Genomic DNA, 16,633 nt, shown 5'->3' on the forward strand with positions numbered 1-16,633 from the left:
TAGCACTAAATTTGATAGTATTTAGAAAATGTTCAAAATGAAAAATTACTTTTATATCAGCCTTTTGCTTCTCGCGTTTAGTTTAAGCAGTTGTTCAAAAAGAATATATGCTACACCAGAGGCGATATCGCAAATTACAAATAGCGGCAATTTCACCTTTACCGCAGAACGCGCAAACCCAACAAATATGGATGTTGTGAATGTTTTGAGCAGCCTACCAAATGGAAATTCACAAAATATTTTAAATTTAGATCAAGGTTATGTTCTGACTATAAAAGATAAAAAATTGACTGTGGATTTACCTTATTTTGGTCGGCTTTTTACACCAAGTATGGATCCCTCTAAAAACAGTTTTAATTTTAATACGGAGGATTTTACTATAAAAAAATCTCAAAATAAAAAAGGAAATTGGCAATATCAAATTGTTGCGAACAATCAAACCCACACCGTTACTTTTAACCTCGAAATTTTCGGAAATGGAAAAGCCTATTTATCGGCGAGTTCTCCGGACAGACAACCGATTTCTTACGACGGATACGTGAAGAATCCCGTAACAGAGAAAAAATAATTAGCGGCTTTTAAAAATTTCATCTACCCACAATCTTGCTTCCGAACTTGGATTAACTTTCATTTCGGAAGCATTTTTTTTATGCTCCAAATAGCGGTCGGCAGATTGTTTATCACTTTTTATTTTTTCTAAAATATATTCTTGCACCCAATAATCAAATCGTTTTTCTGCTTGCGTTTGACGGGTTTCTAAGAAATTTTTGTTTTTAATTTTTAAATCAATGAAATTCTGCAAAGCGGTAAAAACTTCCACTAAACCTTCATTCTTCAAAGCACTTCCGAAAAGCACGGGAATTTGCCAATTTTCTTCTTTTGAAGGCATAAAATGCATCGCGCGTTTCAATTCTATCTTTTCGTTTTTTGCGGCTTGCAAATTATTTTCGTTTATTTTATTGATGAAAACCACATCTATCATTTCCATTATGCCACGTTTGATTCCTTGCAATTCATCACCGCCGCCAATAATTTTAATAAATAAAAAAACGTCTGTAATATCTGAAACCAAAACTTCACTTTGCCCTACTCCAACCGTTTCTATTAAAATATAATCATAACCTGCCGCTTCACACAGCAACATGGTTTCAAAAGTCGCATTTGCAACGCCGCCCAAAAAACCAGAACTTGGACTTGGCCGGATAAACGCATTTTCTTCGCGCGACAATTCTTCCATTCGGGTTTTATCGCCCAAAATACTTCCTTTATTTATGGCCGAACTTGGATCAATTGCAAGGACCGCTACTTTTTTACCCTTTTCTAAAAGTAATTTTCCGAAATTTTCGATAAATGTGGATTTTCCTGCACCTGGCACACCAGTTATTCCCACACGAACGGAATTTCCAGTAAATGGTAAAATTTCTTTTAAAAGCAAATCGGCCTGAATTCTATGTTCTGGTTTTTTACTTTCCACCAAAGTAATGGCTTTTCCGAGCAATCTTTTATCGCCGGATTTTATGCCTTTTACTAAAGTTTCTGTGGAAATTTGCATTGAAATTATTTCAACATTTTTTCTAAAATCTCGCAGGCAGATTTTGGTAAATTCGTTCCTGGTCCGAAAATAAATTGTGCGCCATTTTGCGTTAAAAACTCATAATCTTGCGCCGGAATTACGCCGCCCACAACAATTATAATATCTTCTGCCCCCATTTTTTTTAATTCTTGCACCACTTCTGGTACCAAAGTTTTGTGACCTGCCGCCAAAGAAGAAATCCCCAAAATATGGATGTCATTTTCTACCGCTTGCTTCGCCACTTCTTGCGGCGTTTGAAAAAGCGGCGCCACATCTACATCAAAACCCATATCTGCAAATGCGGTTGCTACGACTTTTGCGCCACGATCGTGACCATCTTGTCCCATTTTTGCGACCATAATTCGTGGTCTTCTACCTTCTTGTTCTTCAAATTTTGACGCAAGATTTACGGCTTCACCAAAATATTTATTTTTTTCTGCATTCATAGCATAAACGCCTTGTATAGTTTTAATATTTGCTTTGTATCTGCCAAAACTTTCTTCCATCGCATCACAAATTTCGCCTAAAGTCGCACGATTTCGGGCTGCATCAATGGAAAGTGCCAAAAGATTTCCAGAATTATTTTTGGCAGCCGTTTTTATTTTATTTAAACTTTCTTCTACTAAAAGCGAATTTCTGTTCTTTTTTATAAGATTTAATCGCTCAATTTGTGAGCGCCGAACTTCTGTATTATCGATATCTAAAATTTCTAATTCCATTTGCTTTTGGATAGATTTAAAAGAATTTACACCGATGATAAACTCTTCGCCACTATCAATTTTTGCCTGTTTTTTTGCCGCCGCTTCTTCAATTCTCATCTTTGGAATTCCGGCTTCGATGGCTTTTGTCATCCCACCTTGTTTTTCTACTTCATCTAAAAATTTTGTGGCTTCTTCTACCATTTTCTCTGTTAAAGTTTCAATTAAAACAGAACCGCCGAATGGATCTACCACATTACAAATGCCACTTTCTTGCTGCAAAATCAACTGCGTATTTCGGGCAATTTTGGCTGAATAATCTGTGGGCAAAGCAATGGCTTCATCCAAAGCGTTTGTGTGCAAAGATTGCGTGCCACCAAGAACTGCGGCTAAAGCTTCGATTGTAGTTCGGGTAATATTATTAAAAGGTTCTTGCTCCGTTAAAGACCAACCAGAAGTTTGCGAATGTGTTCTTAAGGCTAAAGATTTTTCGTTTTGTGGATTAAATTTTGAAATTAGATTTGCCCAAAGTAATCTTGCAGCACGAAGTTTGGCAATTTCCATAAAATGATTCATCCCAATTCCCCAAAAAAACGAGAGGCGAGGTGCGAATTCATCAATTTTTAAACCTGCTTCAATACCCGTTTTCACATATTCTAAACCATCAGCTAAAGTATATGCCATTTCTAAAACCGGTGTTGCACCTGCTTCTTGCATGTGATAACCTGAAATGGAAATCGAATTAAATTTTGGAATATTTTCGGCGGTATATTTAAAAATATCAGAAATAATTTTCATTGAAGGTTTTGGCGGATAAATGTAGGTGTTGCGCACCATAAATTCCTTCAAAATATCGTTTTGAATAGTTCCGGAAAGTTTTTCTTGAGAAACGCCTTGTTCTTCTGCTGCCACAATATAAAAGGCTAAAATTGGCAAAACGGCGCCATTCATCGTCATAGAAACTGAAATTTCATTTAAAGGAATTTCATTAAATAAAAGTTTCATATCCTCCACAGAATCTATTGCAACGCCTGCCTTTCCCACGTCGCCTGTAACTCTCGGATGATCGGAATCGTAGCCACGATGTGTGGCTAAATCAAAAGCCACGGAAAGCCCTTTCTGACCTGCAGCAAGATTTTTTTTATAAAATAAATTGGATTCTTCTGCGGTAGAAAAACCTGCATATTGCCGAATTGTCCATGGTTTTTTAACGTACATTGTGGAATATGGGCCGCGTAGAAAAGGTGCGATCCCAGCAGAATGATTTTCTTTTTTAAAATTTTCTAAATCTGAATATGAATAAGAAGACTTTAGTTCTAGTCCATCTTTTTCAAAAAAATAGGGTAATTTTTCTGGCAAATCAATTGAAAAATCGGGATTTCGGTTTTGGATTTTTTGGCGCATCTTCTTGTACTTTGTTTAAGTGTAAAGTTAAGAAATATTAGAAAGTTTAAATAATATTGTTGGAATAACTTATTGTTGATTTTAAATATTCTATTATCATAAAACTATCTTTTAACCTGAAATCGAATAATAATTTTTTGAAAAACATCAATAGGAAGGGGCTTTAGCCCGTTTTATAAGGTTTTAAATAAGAATTGGCTTTAGCCAAAACGTGTATTAGGTTTTGGCTAAAGCCAAATGACGTATTACATCTTTCATCGGGCTAAAGCCCGGCGTAATTGATGTTTTTAAGTTATTGATAATTAATACTTTGAAAATTGAATAATAATCGAACTCAGGTTTTTATGCATTAATAGCAAAAAAAAATCAGAAGAATCAATTTGAAATGAAAAAACACTTGCTAATTGCAAGTGTTTTTAATTTTTTAAAAAAGTTACGTTTATTTCTTAAATGCATTTTTTACGTCATTTACATCTTTCTTTACAGAAGAACTTACTTCTTTCGCTTTATCATTCGCGTCATTGGCAGTTTGTTTTACGGCATTTTTTGCATCTGTTACCGTCTTGGTTGCAGCATTTTTGGTATCTACAACTTTTTGCGCGGTATTATTTACGGTATTTACGGCGCTTGAAACAACTCCGTCTGATGTTTTTTTAACGCCTTCTTTTGCTTCATTTAAGCCATGTTCTACTTCTTCGCTTCCTTCTTTTTTACTTTTTTCACCATTTTCATTGTGATCTTCACCTTTCATTTCATCATTATCGACGGAAGAAGCATTATTTTTTTCAGAAGAAAGTGACGAAGAGTCGGCAGAAACTTCTGTATTAGAAACTTCCGAATCTGTGGTATTTTTTTCTTTTGAACAAGAAACGACTGTAAGTGCTAGAAGTGCGCTTAGCATTAAAATTGATTTTTTCATTGTGTTTTTTAATTAGTTAGCAAATTTAATAAATTTTTCATGTTAAAGTTTATTTATTTAATTTAAAAGCCAAACAATCCTAAAATAGAAAAAATCATACATTTTTCTGAAGAAATATTCTTAATAATTCTCTTCTTCAGCACTCATTTTTTCTGCATTTTCTGCCATAATTACGGCATCTATCATTTCTTGTAAATCGCCGTTCATGTAAGCGTCTAAATTATACATAGATTTATTTACGCGGTGATCCGTCACTCTACCTTGCGGATAATTGTAGGTTTTTATTTTTGCAGAACGGTCGCCTGTAGAAACCATTGTTTTGCGTTGCGCAGCGATATCGCCGACCGATTTTTGAACTTCTATGTCGTATAATTTTGTACGCAACATTTCCATTGCGAGCTCTCTATTTGCCAATTGAGAGCGCGCTTGTTGGCAAACGACTACCATTCCGGAAGGTTTATGGGTTAACTGAACTTTTGTTTCTACTTTATTTACATTTTGCCCGCCTGCTCCACCGGAACGTGAGGTTTGCATTTCAATATCGGCAGGGTTTAGTTCAAAATCAATTTCTTCTGCTTCTGGAAGAACGGCAACTGTGATTGCTGATGTGTGAACTCTTCCTTGAGATTCGGTTTCTGGGACACGCTGAACGCGGTGCACGCCAGATTCGAATTTCATAATACCGTAAACGCCGTCGCCTTCAATTCTTAAAATAAGTTCTTTGTAGCCTTTTGAGGCTTCACTAGAATCTGTGATTTCGTGCTTCCAACCTTTGGTTTTAAAATACATTGCATAAGCTCTGTAAACGTCTTCCACAAAAATTGCAGCTTCATCGCCACCAGTCCCGGCGCGCAGTTCTACAATTACATTTTTGTCATCTGCGGGATCTTTTGGAATGAGTAATACTTTTAATTCTTCTTCTAAAGTTGGAATTTTTTCTAAAGCCTCATTTTTTTCAATTTTGGCTAATTCTATAAAATCTTTATCTGATCCGTCAGCAATGATTTCATCTGCTTCTTCAATAGCTTTTAAGGCAGATTGATAGTCATCAAAAACTTTTACGATTTTTCCTAAATCACTGTATTCTTTATTTAAAGTAGAATATTTTTTTTGATCTGAAATAATATCGGGCTGTATAATGAGGTCTGCAACTTCGCTATAGCGTTGCTTGATGGCTTGCAGTTTGGGAATAAGAGATTTCGACATAAATTTTACTTGAGGTGCAAAGATACGATTTGAAAAGGCAATTTAAAAATGCCGAGTATTGAATTTCTTTAGCAAAAAAAATGCCCAACTTTTCAGTTGGGCATTTTATATCAATTAAAAAATTAATTAGATGTTGAAGTGCTATCAGTAACTTTTTTTTGAATTTCTTGGTTCATGGTATTATCTGATGCGGGCTGCATTGATGTACTATTTAATTCTTTGTTAAGTTTAGCAGCATCTTCATAAGTTGGATTTAATTCAACCGCTTTAGCAGCGTATTCTTTTGCTTTAGCAAGATCAGAGTCTTTTTTTAGATAAGCGATTGCAAAATAGGCGTAAGATAAAGTTTGTTTGTTGGCGTCTACATCTGCAGGTTTCACTTTATCAATGTATTTTTGATATGAATTTGCGGCCATATCATTATTTCCACCTTGCTGGTATGCCAAACCTTGGCTGTAATAGGCTGGTGCCCAATCTGGTAAAAGATTAATCATTTTTTGCCAAGTTAAAACTGCACCATTCCAATTTTGTGCTGTTTGGTAAGCATTTGCTAATTTGAATAGAAGATTAGTGTCTTTAGGATTGGCTTGAACTTGGACTTTCAAGTTCTCAATTTCAGGATTTGTTGGTCCGTCTTCTGCAGAACCAATTGCGCCACCATTAATTTTGGCTAATTCAAAATCCCAATCTAAAGTTGCATCTTTTTTTGCTTTTGCCAATGCTATATTTGCATTTGAGCTTGCAATTAAAGCGGCTTTTTTAGCAGGATCTGTTTCTGTTTTTGCTAAACCTGCTTGTATTAGTCCTTTCAGTCCTTTGTCTGCATCCAAAATTCTATTTTTTTCTGCTTTTTGCATAAACATATCCAAGTCTTGGTTAGCCATGGCATAGTTTCCATCTTGAAAGAGTAAATAGGCTCTTAATTTATATTTAATTGGATCTTCAACTTTATCAAAAATTTTATCTAAAGTCAACTTAGAATTTGCGTAATCATCTATTGTAAAATATAATTTTGCAATTTCTAATTGTGTAGATGGATCTTCATCTGCATATTTGGCATAATTAATTAAATCATTTTTAGCTTTTGCATTTTGTTGGTAGAAAATATCATAATTTGCAAGTGCTCTATAAGCGGGAGCGTAAGTTGGATCAATTGCAATTGCTGCATCAATTTTCTCTTTAGCCAATTTCCATTGTTTTGCTGCCATCCACAAGGTTCCCATCCTGGTAAAAACAGAGGCCTTATTTTGTGCAACTGCTGACGCTTTATCATATGCATTCATAGCATCACCAGGCATTTTCTTGATTCTGTAAGCATCTCCCAAGGTATAGTAGTAATACGCTGGAACGCCTTTTCTACCTGCGCGTTCAATTGCTTTATTCAAATAATCTATCGCTAAATCTGGTGAACTTGTCTCGTCAAACATCGTTAACGCTTCCGCTGCTCTGTAAAGAACATCTGCATCTTTCTCACGTGAGTCTTTCACGATTTCTTGAATATCTGCGATTCCAGATTTATCGCCTTTTCCTAATTTAATGGTTGCTAAACCAATTTTGTTTAAATATGCTTTTTTATCTAAAGCAATTCCTTTATTGAAATATTCCGCAGCTTTATCGAAATTTGGTTCAAATTGCGTTAGATATGTATCTCCTAAATAAAAATAATTTTCGGCTTCATCCGGAGATTTCGTAATCATTTGATTATAAATGTCTCTCGCTTTTGCATATTTTTGGCTATCAACACTTTGTATTCCTTCTTCTAAAGTTTGTGCAAAAGCAATATTAGCCGAAAACACGGAGGCAATTACTATTACCGATTTTCTAGTTACATTCATTATATATTTCATTTTAAAATTATTTGTGATTAAAATCATGATTTTAAAATCAACATTCAGACCAAATTAATTTGTCATTTAGTTCTAAAATAATTTGATTTTAATTTTTTAACGCATTTGCACTTCTCGCTTATAGGTATTATAAGGTTGTAATCCTTCTTTTTCTACAACAAGTTGCCCGAGTTGTGTACAAGAAAATCTAATAAAACCATTGCCTAAACCATAATAAGGCTCATTGGTTAAAAAATATAGAATTCTTGTAAAAGGGTACTCCATGTCTTTAATATTATTTAGAGAAGGATTGTATGATTTTCCATCTTTCACAACAGGCAAAACTTTTATTAAAGCTCTCAACTTCTCCGCATCACTACCATAAGGACGACTAATTGCATTTAAACTAATTGCACCGATTTTATCAGGATATTTTTCTAATTGATGCACCAGATTAGTAGTTCCAGAAATAATAGAAAATTTCAAATCTGCTGGTTTTTTGCTAAATTTTTGTGCAACAAAATTCAAATTACTACTATTTGTACCGTCAAAAACAATGTTTTTATCTTCTGAATCCAATTCTTTCCGAATTTCTTGATAAGAAATCGATGTTCTGGAAGATGATTTCGGAACTACAAAAATTACTGCATCACCTGCAAACTTCGCAGGTTCCCATTTCAGACCTACTTGGCTATCATACGCTGCTCGTTCTTCTTTAGATAATTCTCTAGACATTACAACAACTCTAGCTTTATTCTTTAATAAGTCTAAAAAACATAAATCTTCCTTTTTAGTTACAAAATCTATCGTTGTTTTTGGGTTTAGATTCATATAACTTTCTTGTAATGCTGATACTACACTTTTAAAGGAAGGATCTGCTTCAATTAAAATATGACCTAATTGTGGATTATCTATGACTTTATCTGATTTTTTACTACAGTTCATATTTAGCAAAAGCACGAAAAGAAATAAAAAATTATACTTCATCTTTGTCACTTTTTAATTTAATTATTACTCTTACAATACGAAATATTCCATACGCAATGAGTAATCCGCCTAAGGGATAGGCGATATTAGGTTCTAAATGTACGATAAAGAATTTATACACGATTACTACTATACCTAAAACGATATAGAAAAATCCCGTGATTAGTGAAAGCCAATTGAACATCATATTATGACAAAAATATAAAAAAAAAGAGAAGCAATGCTTCTCTTTTTACAAATTTATGAAATTTTAATATGCAAATTGCATTGTTAAAGGTAATCTGTATCTAGATCGAACAGGTTGGCCATTAATTTTTGCTGGGGTCCACTTATTTCTAATGCCTTTTATAGTTCGTACTGCTTCACTATTAAAGTCTGAATTTGGACCGCTTGCTCTTACATCAGTAATACTTCCATCACGCTCAACTACAAAAGTTACTTCCGTTTTTACTGTTCCCTCATCACCACTCATCACAGAAGTATCAAAATTACCAGACACTTTTTGTCTAAAGGCATTAATACCACCTGGGAATTCAGATTGTTGATCTACGGCATCATAAATTTCAGTATCGCTCACTTTTGGTTTAACTTCCACTGTAGCTGTCTTACCTGTAGATGGTGGAGGCGGTGGTGGCGTGTAAGTCGGCGTTTTGATACCTTCTTGATTTTGTAAACCTGTTGTTGTCTCCAATTGTTTTGTAATTGGTGGCGGCGGCGTTTCAAGTTTTGGTGCTCTTTTCGGTTCAGGCACCACATTTTGAATCACCTCTTGCTTAGGTTGCTCTTTCGGCGGTGGAGGCGGTGGAGGTGGTTCCTTTTCTTTCGGGATTTCTATTATTTTATCTTCCTTCAAAACGTTCATCAGATTAGAATCTACTTCTACCTTTGCTTTAGCATTCATTTGCTGAATTTTCATATAAACGAAAGGTGCTATCACTAATACTGCGAACAATAAAGTTCCAACTATGAAAGATTTCGTGAGGATTTGTGGATATCGAGTTCTTAAATCGTAAGCGCCATATTCCTTATTCCTGTTTTGAAATACAATTTCATCTAAAGAAGGATTATCATTATATATCGTTTCGTCTGCCATCTTTATAAATTTTTAAAATTATTTAGCAGGAGTTGTGCCCGCTGGTGCCGGAGATTCTCCTACTTTCTTTTCATAGATTGCCTTCTCCCAGGGTTTTAGCTCTGTCACACCATACATCTCGTTCTTGGTAATAGCCATCTCATCTAAAACATCTACAAAGTTTTTATAAACCGCATCATCTGTGGGTTTAATAATGACCGTAAATATTTTCGGATTTTCAGCGCGAGCTTTTGCTTGCTCTACAATTTTTCTAATCCCTTCTCTATCAAAATTTGTTTCGTTTAAATTTTCATCTGTAAGGGAGGTGTTGTCTTGCTGATGCCAAAAAATTCTATTGTCTTTCCCCAAAATTAAAGTAATTGAGTTACTTAATTTAATTTCAGTATCAGGTGCTTTTTGCTCTTTTTTTGGTTTGGCGGGCAGTCCTAAATCCATCACATTAGGTTTACTAAAAGTTGTAGTAAACATAAAGAAAGTGATAAGCAAAAATCCTAAATCCACCATCGGTGTCATATCTACTCTACTATTCTGCTTCTTGGAGCGAACCTTGCCGCCCTTTCCGCTATCTTCTTTTACTTGTACTTCTGCCATTTCTTATTGTTCTTTACCTTCTTGTGAAGTGATTAGCCAAAATTTAAGAAAATCAATATCTCTTAAACCTTCAAATAAATTTTTTACTTTTGGATATTTAGTACTTACGTCTCCTTTTATAGCTAATTTATAACCAGGATTTACACTTAAACTCTGTTGTACCCAATCTATCAATTGCTTATTTGTACTATCCAAAGGTATTCCAGGAGATTTTTTTATCGCTTTTCTTTCTGCATCTGGCAATTCCAAGTAACTTTTAAGTTGTGTCATCGGCACACCAATAGACTGAACCTTTGTGAAAGCCACTTTGTCAGCATTAGAAAATTTAAGGCCATATTTTTCTCCCATTTTATCTAATAGTGCAATTCTTTCTGAACCATTATCTACTGGCTGGAAATAAAAAGTGCCTTCAGGAGTTATATTTATTGTCATCAAACTTGCATCTGGTAGCAATTTTTCTGAAATTGACGATGGCGGTTTTATCTGCTCCACATCTGGTTTTTTGAACTGTGTGGTTAAGATAAAGAAGGTAAGAAGCAGGAAAGCCACGTCACACATCGCCGTCATATCTGTTACTACGCCATGTCTTTTCGGTTTTATTCTCGCCATTATACTTATTATTTTAATTAAAATTTTACTACTTACATCTTAACTATTAGATGCAATTTCTTTGCCGAATTTTAGTGAAATTCTGCAAAAGATTGTTGGATACTCATAGCGATTTCATCAATCTTATAAGTTAAGCCATCAATTTTAGAAGTAAAAAAGTTATAAAGTATAATTGCAATTGCAGAAGTACCAATACCTAAAGCAGTATTAATTAAGGCTTCAGAAATACCAATAGATAATGCAGCAGCATCTGGAGTACCTCCTCCTGAACCTAAAGCGAAGAATGCTTTAATCATCCCGATTACTGTTCCAAGTAAAGCAATTAAGGTAGAAACCGTTCCTAATGTAGATAGAATCATCATATTTTTCTCTAACATCGGCATTTCTAAAGTTGTAGCTTCTTCAATTGCCTTATTTAAAGCGACCATTTTTTGTTCCTTATTTAAGGAAGTATCATTTGCTAATGCTTTGTAAGTTGTAAGCCCTTCTTTTACAACATTACCCACAGAGCCTTCTTGTCTGTCGCATTCTTCTAAAGCTTCATCCACTTTATTTTGATTTAGTAAATTTCTTACATTCACTACAAAACTATCTAAATCTCCAGATCCAGATGCTTTTTTCAAAACAAAGAAACGTTCAAAAGAGAAGACTATTACCGTAATCATAAAAGTAATAAGAATTGGAACAATTGGACCTCCCATGTAAATAATTCCCATAAAAGATTCAGGATGTAACTCCTTTGCATCTAAACTTGCCGTGGCAACTGATAAATGACCTGCAGTACGTGCATCTTCGTGAAAATTACTCGGACTTCCCAGAACGAATAAAAATATTGCAACACCTACTACAAATAAGATAGGAATAATAACAGCAGGGTTTAGACCGCCTTTCTTTTTAGCAACTACTTGCTCCTCGTTGTTTGAAACATTCATTTCCATACTAAACTAAATTATAATTGTTATTTTATTTGTTTGAAGTTGTAAATTAAAGTTAAAAATTTTTAAAATGCAAATGTAATTTTAGCATATTTCTTATTTTTTTTACAACCAACACTCTTGTTCTTTATTGATATAATAAATATCCGTCCAAATATTAAATATAGTGGGCTATTTAACATCAAACCTTAAAATATCAAAAATAAAAGCACTATTTTTTTTTTGATTATTAAATATTTTACTCGTTTCAATTTTTTGAAATTTTAAGAAAAATTATAATTAAAAAACAATATTTATTATTTTTTTAGGAACTATAATTACTTTTTTGGGTGCATTTCCATCGAGATATTCTCCCGTTTTGGCTTCCTCAAAAACACTTTTCTCTATTTCTTCTTTAGAAAATGTAGTAGGTAGCGATAATTTAAACCTCATCTTGCCATTAAAACTCACCGGATAATCAAAATTATCTTCAATTAAGTACTTTTCTTCAAAGATAGGAAACGCTTCAAATTCTATACTTTTCTCATTTCCTAATTTTTGCCACAATTCTTCTGCAATGTGCGGCGCATACGGCGAAATTAAAATCGCCAAAGGTTCTAAAATCTTTCTTTTATTGGTTTTTAATTTCTGAAATTCATTCACCGCAATCATAAAAGAAGACACCGAAGTATTGAAAGAAAACTGCTCCAAATCAGAATTTAATTTTTTAATTAAAGTATGAAGCGTTTTATACTCCTCTTTTGTTGGTTCTTCGTCAGAAATATTTAATTCGTCTTCATTAAAATAAAGATTGTAAAAACGTTTTAAAAATCCGTAAACGCCCGTTAAACCTTGCGTATTCCAGGGTTTACTTTGTTCTAGAGGACCGAGAAACATTTCGTACATTCTCAAACAGTCTGCTCCAAATTCTTCACAAATTTCATCTGGATTTACCACATTGTATTTTGATTTGGACATTTTTTCGACTTCCCTTTCAACATCAAAATCTTGAATATTATTTTCATTAATTAAGTGAAATTCTCCATCAAAATAAATTTCTATTTCACCATAACCATATTGATCTAACCACGAATTTAGATAGTAAGGATTAATCTTATTGGAATTATCTACTAACTTTACATCAATATGAACTTTTCTAATTTCTTTTATTGAATTTTCAAAATCTATATTAGAATAAAAATCTGAAAACAGAACTTCAGAATTTTGTTTTAAATAATTATTTAATTTTTCAATATTTAAATCTTCAATTCGATCCTTGTGAACTAAAATCTGAATAGGATTTATTTCTCTCCAATGAGATTCACTTGTAATTTTATTGGTCGAACGCAATGTTAAAATATTTACAAACGCACTCATTCCCAAAATCATTCCTTGATTGATCAGTTTCTTAAAAGGTTCTTCCTGCGCAATAAAACCGCGGTCTTTTAAAAATTTATTCCAAAAACGAGAATATAATAAATGTCCTGTTGCATGTTCGCTTCCGCCAATATATAAATCAACTTGTCCCCAATAATCTGCTTTTTCCTTGCTTACAAAACCGTTTTCATTATTTGGATCCATGTAACGCAAGAAATACCAAGAACTTCCCGCCCAACCGGGCATTGTAGAAAGTTCCAAAGGAAAAATATTTTTGTTATTAATTAAATCTGTGGCAACAATTTTTTCATTTTCTTCATCCCAGGCAAATTCATTTGCATTTCCCAAAGGTGGATCGCCGTCTTCTGTCGGTAAGTATTTTTCAACTTCTGGTAATTCTAAAGGCAAGGCAGAAACGGGCAAAGTAAAAGGCATTCCTTCTTTATAATAAACAGGAACCGGTTCGCCCCAAAATCTTTGCCGGGAAAAAATCGCGTCGCGCTGTCTATAATTAATCGTTCCGTGTCCGATATTTCTTTTTTCTAATTCTTCTATAATTTTGGCTTTGGCGTCTTTGTAATTTAAACCATTTAGAAAATCAGAATTCACACATACAGAATCTTTAGAATCGAAAGATTCTTCTTGAACATCTACATCGCTTTCTACCACTTTTAAAATTTCTAAACCAAATTTTTTCGCAAAACGATGGTCGCGTTCGTCGTGCGCCGGAACTGCCATTACAGCGCCGGTTCCGTAACCCATCAATACGTAATCTGAAATATAAATGGGAATATTTTTTCCGCTAAAAGGATTTACCGCAAAACTTCCCGTGAAAGCACCCGAAACAGATTTTACATCTGCCATTCGATCTCTTTCCGTTTTTTTCGAAGTTTCCTGGATGTAATTTTCAACTTCAGTTTTTTGATCTTCTGTTTTTAATTTTTCAACCAAAGGATTTTCTGGTGCCAAAACCATAAAAGTCGCACCAAAAATAGTGTCGGGACGCGTGGTGAAAACTTCGATTTGGTTGTCGGTTGTCGGTTGTTGGTTGTCAGAAATCTCGGTTCTTGAATCTTGAATCTTGAATCTAACGAGTGCGCCTTGCGACTTCCCAATCCAATATTCCTGAGAATCTTTTAACGGTTGTGGCCAATCTAAAGTTTTTAAACCCTGTAAAAGTCTTTCGGAATAAGCAGAAATCCGCATGCTCCACTGCATCATTTTCTTTTGAAAAACCGGAAATCCACCACGTTCAGATTTTCCGTCTTTTACTTCGTCATTCGCTAGAACGGTGCCTAAACCTGGACACCAATTCACCGTGGTTTCCGCTCTGTAAGCCAATCTGTAATTTAGAAGTAAGTCTTGCTTTTCGTTTTCATCAGCATTTTTCCATTCTTCCGCAGTGAAATTTAATTTTTCATTTTGCGCGGCGTTTAGATTTTCTGTTCCGTGATTTTCAAAATGATTTATTAAAGTAGAAATTGGTTCTGCTTTATCCGTATCGTTATTATACCAGGAATGAAATAATTCAATGAAAATCCATTGTGTCCATTTATAATAATTGGGTTCTGAGGTTCTTACTTCCCGACTCCAATCGAATGAAAAACCAATTTTTCGTAATTGCTCTTCGTATCTCGTGATATTTTCTTGAGTTGTAATTGCGGGATGTTGACCGGTTTGTATCGCGTATTGTTCCGCCGGAAGTCCGAATGAATCGTAACCAATTGGATGCAGAACATTAAAACCTTCGTGTCTTTTGTATCTTGCATAAATGTCTGAAGCGATATAACCCAATGGATGACCAACGTGCAAACCTGCACCAGAAGGATATGGAAACATATCTAAAACATAATATTTTGGTAGATCTGTGCTGTCTGAAGTTTTGAAAGTTTGATTTTCTTGCCAGAATTTTTGCCACTTTTTCTCGATGGCTTGATGGTCGTAGAACATTCTTTAATTTGATTTTAAATTATGGATTATAGATTTTAAATTATAATCTGCGGCACAAATTTAAGATTTTGAAATGAAAAAAATTTAAATTAATAAAATTCTAAATAATTAATGTAAATAAATTTTTTTGAATGTCCGCTTTCAACCGTAAAAAATATTTATGATGAATGACGGACATACAGTTAAATTTTTCTCGCAGATTTTTTTGATTTGGCAGATTTGTATGCATTAAAATCTGTGGAATCTGTTAAATCTGCGAGGGTTTTTAAAAAATAAAAATTAGAAATCCTAACGAAAACTCGTCCCTTCAAAATAAAAAATAATCTAAATTTTTAGCTCCGGGTGAAGCGGCATCCCCCGCTTGAAAAGCGGGGATATAGCGGAACACGGGACGACGCGACTAAAGAAACAATACCTTGTTGCTCTAAATAAAAATGAAAATTTAGTTTTAAATTGCTCTGCGCAGAAAATTTATTTAAAAACCCTATTTTTGTCAAAAAAAAGTGCAGGAAATAACAAAAAATAATTTTGATTTCATTCGGGTTTTATTAGCCTTTATTGTTTTTGTTGGGCATTTGGGAATTTTGAGCGCATCACCGCAACTGGCTTTTCTGCAACACAGCCCTATAGAAATTGCTGTTTTTGCCTTTTTTATTGTGAGTGGTTTTCTTATCGCGCGAAGCTATGAACGCACGAGAACACTAAAAAGTTACATTAAAAAGCGGATTAATAGAATTTTTCCGGGTTATTATTTAGTTATTTTTCTCTTTGCCATTTTGCTTTCTTTAGTGAGTGTTTATTCATTTACAGATTATTTCAGCAGTCCGCAGCTTTACAAATATCTTTTTTGGAATTCTATTTTTCTGAATTATGAAGCGCCCAATTTGCCAGGAGTTTTTCATAACGGCGCTGTAAATGGCGCACTTTGGACGATTAAAATTGAACTTTCTTTTTATGTGGCGGTTCCTATTTTATTTCTTTTTTTTGGGAAAGATAATAAATATCGAAATGCAAGTTTGGTCGTATTTTACTTTCTATCCATCGCATATTTAAACTATTTTGCATACATCGGAAAAGGCGAAATTTCACGACAAATTCCTGGCGCGCTTTGTTATTTTATCGGCGGAATGTTGATCTATTTTAATTTTGAAAAATTCATTAAATATAAACATCTTCTTTTCGCAATTGCTATTGCAACAGTTTGGGTTGATTTAATTTTCAATATCAGGTTATTTTCACCTATGATGTTGAGCATCATAGTTTTATACATCACCTACTCTTTTAAATTTCTGAATAATTTCGGGAAATATGGCGATTTCACTTATGGCATTTACATTTTTCATTTTCCGATTATTAGAGTTTTTGCGACTTTAGGACTTTTCGCCAATTATAATCCGTTTCTTATTGGTTTTCTTTGTATGCTTTTGGTGGTAGCAATCGGCATTATGTCTTGGCATTTCTATGAAAAAAAATTCTTGTAAATTTC

The 16,633-nt window shown here is 34.0% G+C and carries 13 protein-coding genes; 2 read left to right on the forward strand and 11 right to left on the reverse strand.

What is annotated here, in order from left to right:
* Positions 1 to 37: 37 nt before the first annotated feature.
* Positions 38 to 568, forward strand: a complete 531-nt coding sequence (locus C4S29_RS04065) for a DUF4251 domain-containing protein (protein WP_159969822.1) — start codon at positions 38 to 40, stop codon at positions 566 to 568.
* Here C4S29_RS04065 and meaB read toward each other — a convergent pair whose 3' ends face one another.
* The 11 genes from meaB to C4S29_RS04125 form a co-directional block, all read right to left on the reverse strand.
* Entirely contained in the window at positions 569 to 1,552 is a 984-nt protein-coding gene (gene meaB / locus C4S29_RS04070) for a methylmalonyl Co-A mutase-associated GTPase MeaB (protein WP_103912831.1), read from the reverse strand. It abuts the gene before it with no gap.
* A gap of 5 nt (positions 1,553 to 1,557) precedes the next feature.
* A complete protein-coding gene (gene scpA, locus C4S29_RS04075; protein ID WP_103912832.1) occupies positions 1,558 to 3,675 on the reverse strand; it encodes a methylmalonyl-CoA mutase in 2,118 nt (705 codons plus the stop codon).
* A gap of 439 nt (positions 3,676 to 4,114) precedes the next feature.
* On the reverse strand, positions 4,115 to 4,594 hold the full coding sequence (locus C4S29_RS04080) for a hypothetical protein (RefSeq protein ID WP_103912833.1): 480 nt from the start codon (positions 4,592 to 4,594) through the stop codon (positions 4,115 to 4,117).
* 120 nt (positions 4,595 to 4,714) lie between these two features.
* Positions 4,715 to 5,800: a peptide chain release factor 1 gene (gene prfA, locus C4S29_RS04085; protein WP_103912834.1), complete on the reverse strand. Its 1,086-nt coding sequence runs from the start codon at positions 5,798 to 5,800 to the stop codon at positions 4,715 to 4,717.
* A gap of 122 nt (positions 5,801 to 5,922) precedes the next feature.
* A complete protein-coding gene (locus C4S29_RS04090) occupies positions 5,923 to 7,647 on the reverse strand; it encodes a tetratricopeptide repeat protein (protein ID WP_146063252.1) in 1,725 nt (574 codons plus the stop codon).
* Between the two features lie 96 nt (positions 7,648 to 7,743).
* Complete coding sequence (locus C4S29_RS04095) at positions 7,744 to 8,613, reverse strand: PstS family phosphate ABC transporter substrate-binding protein (RefSeq protein WP_103912835.1); 870 nt, start codon at positions 8,611 to 8,613, stop codon at positions 7,744 to 7,746.
* 250 nt (positions 8,614 to 8,863) lie between these two features.
* Entirely contained in the window at positions 8,864 to 9,706 is an 843-nt protein-coding gene (locus C4S29_RS04105; RefSeq protein ID WP_103912836.1) for an energy transducer TonB, read from the reverse strand.
* 18 nt (positions 9,707 to 9,724) lie between these two features.
* On the reverse strand, positions 9,725 to 10,297 hold the full coding sequence (locus C4S29_RS04110) for an ExbD/TolR family protein (protein ID WP_103912837.1): 573 nt from the start codon (positions 10,295 to 10,297) through the stop codon (positions 9,725 to 9,727).
* 3 nt (positions 10,298 to 10,300) lie between these two features.
* Positions 10,301 to 10,906, reverse strand: a complete 606-nt coding sequence (locus C4S29_RS04115; protein WP_103912838.1) for an ExbD/TolR family protein — start codon at positions 10,904 to 10,906, stop codon at positions 10,301 to 10,303.
* A gap of 71 nt (positions 10,907 to 10,977) precedes the next feature.
* The gene (locus C4S29_RS04120; protein WP_103912839.1) at positions 10,978 to 11,844 is read right to left on the reverse strand and encodes a MotA/TolQ/ExbB proton channel family protein; all 867 of its coding nucleotides are present in this window, start codon (positions 11,842 to 11,844) and stop codon (positions 10,978 to 10,980) included.
* Between the two features lie 276 nt (positions 11,845 to 12,120).
* Positions 12,121 to 15,147 (reverse strand): leucine--tRNA ligase, encoded by a 3,027-nt coding sequence (locus C4S29_RS04125; RefSeq protein WP_103912840.1) that lies wholly within the window; start codon positions 15,145 to 15,147, stop codon positions 12,121 to 12,123.
* 503 nt (positions 15,148 to 15,650) lie between these two features.
* Between C4S29_RS04125 and C4S29_RS04130 the strand changes: the two genes are divergently transcribed.
* On the forward strand, positions 15,651 to 16,628 hold the full coding sequence (locus tag C4S29_RS04130) for an acyltransferase family protein (RefSeq protein ID WP_103912841.1): 978 nt from the start codon (positions 15,651 to 15,653) through the stop codon (positions 16,626 to 16,628).
* The last annotated feature ends 5 nt before the right edge of the window (positions 16,629 to 16,633 follow it).

Source organism: Halpernia humi, assembly GCF_900108025.1.
Classification (GTDB): domain Bacteria; phylum Bacteroidota; class Bacteroidia; order Flavobacteriales; family Weeksellaceae; genus Halpernia; species Halpernia humi.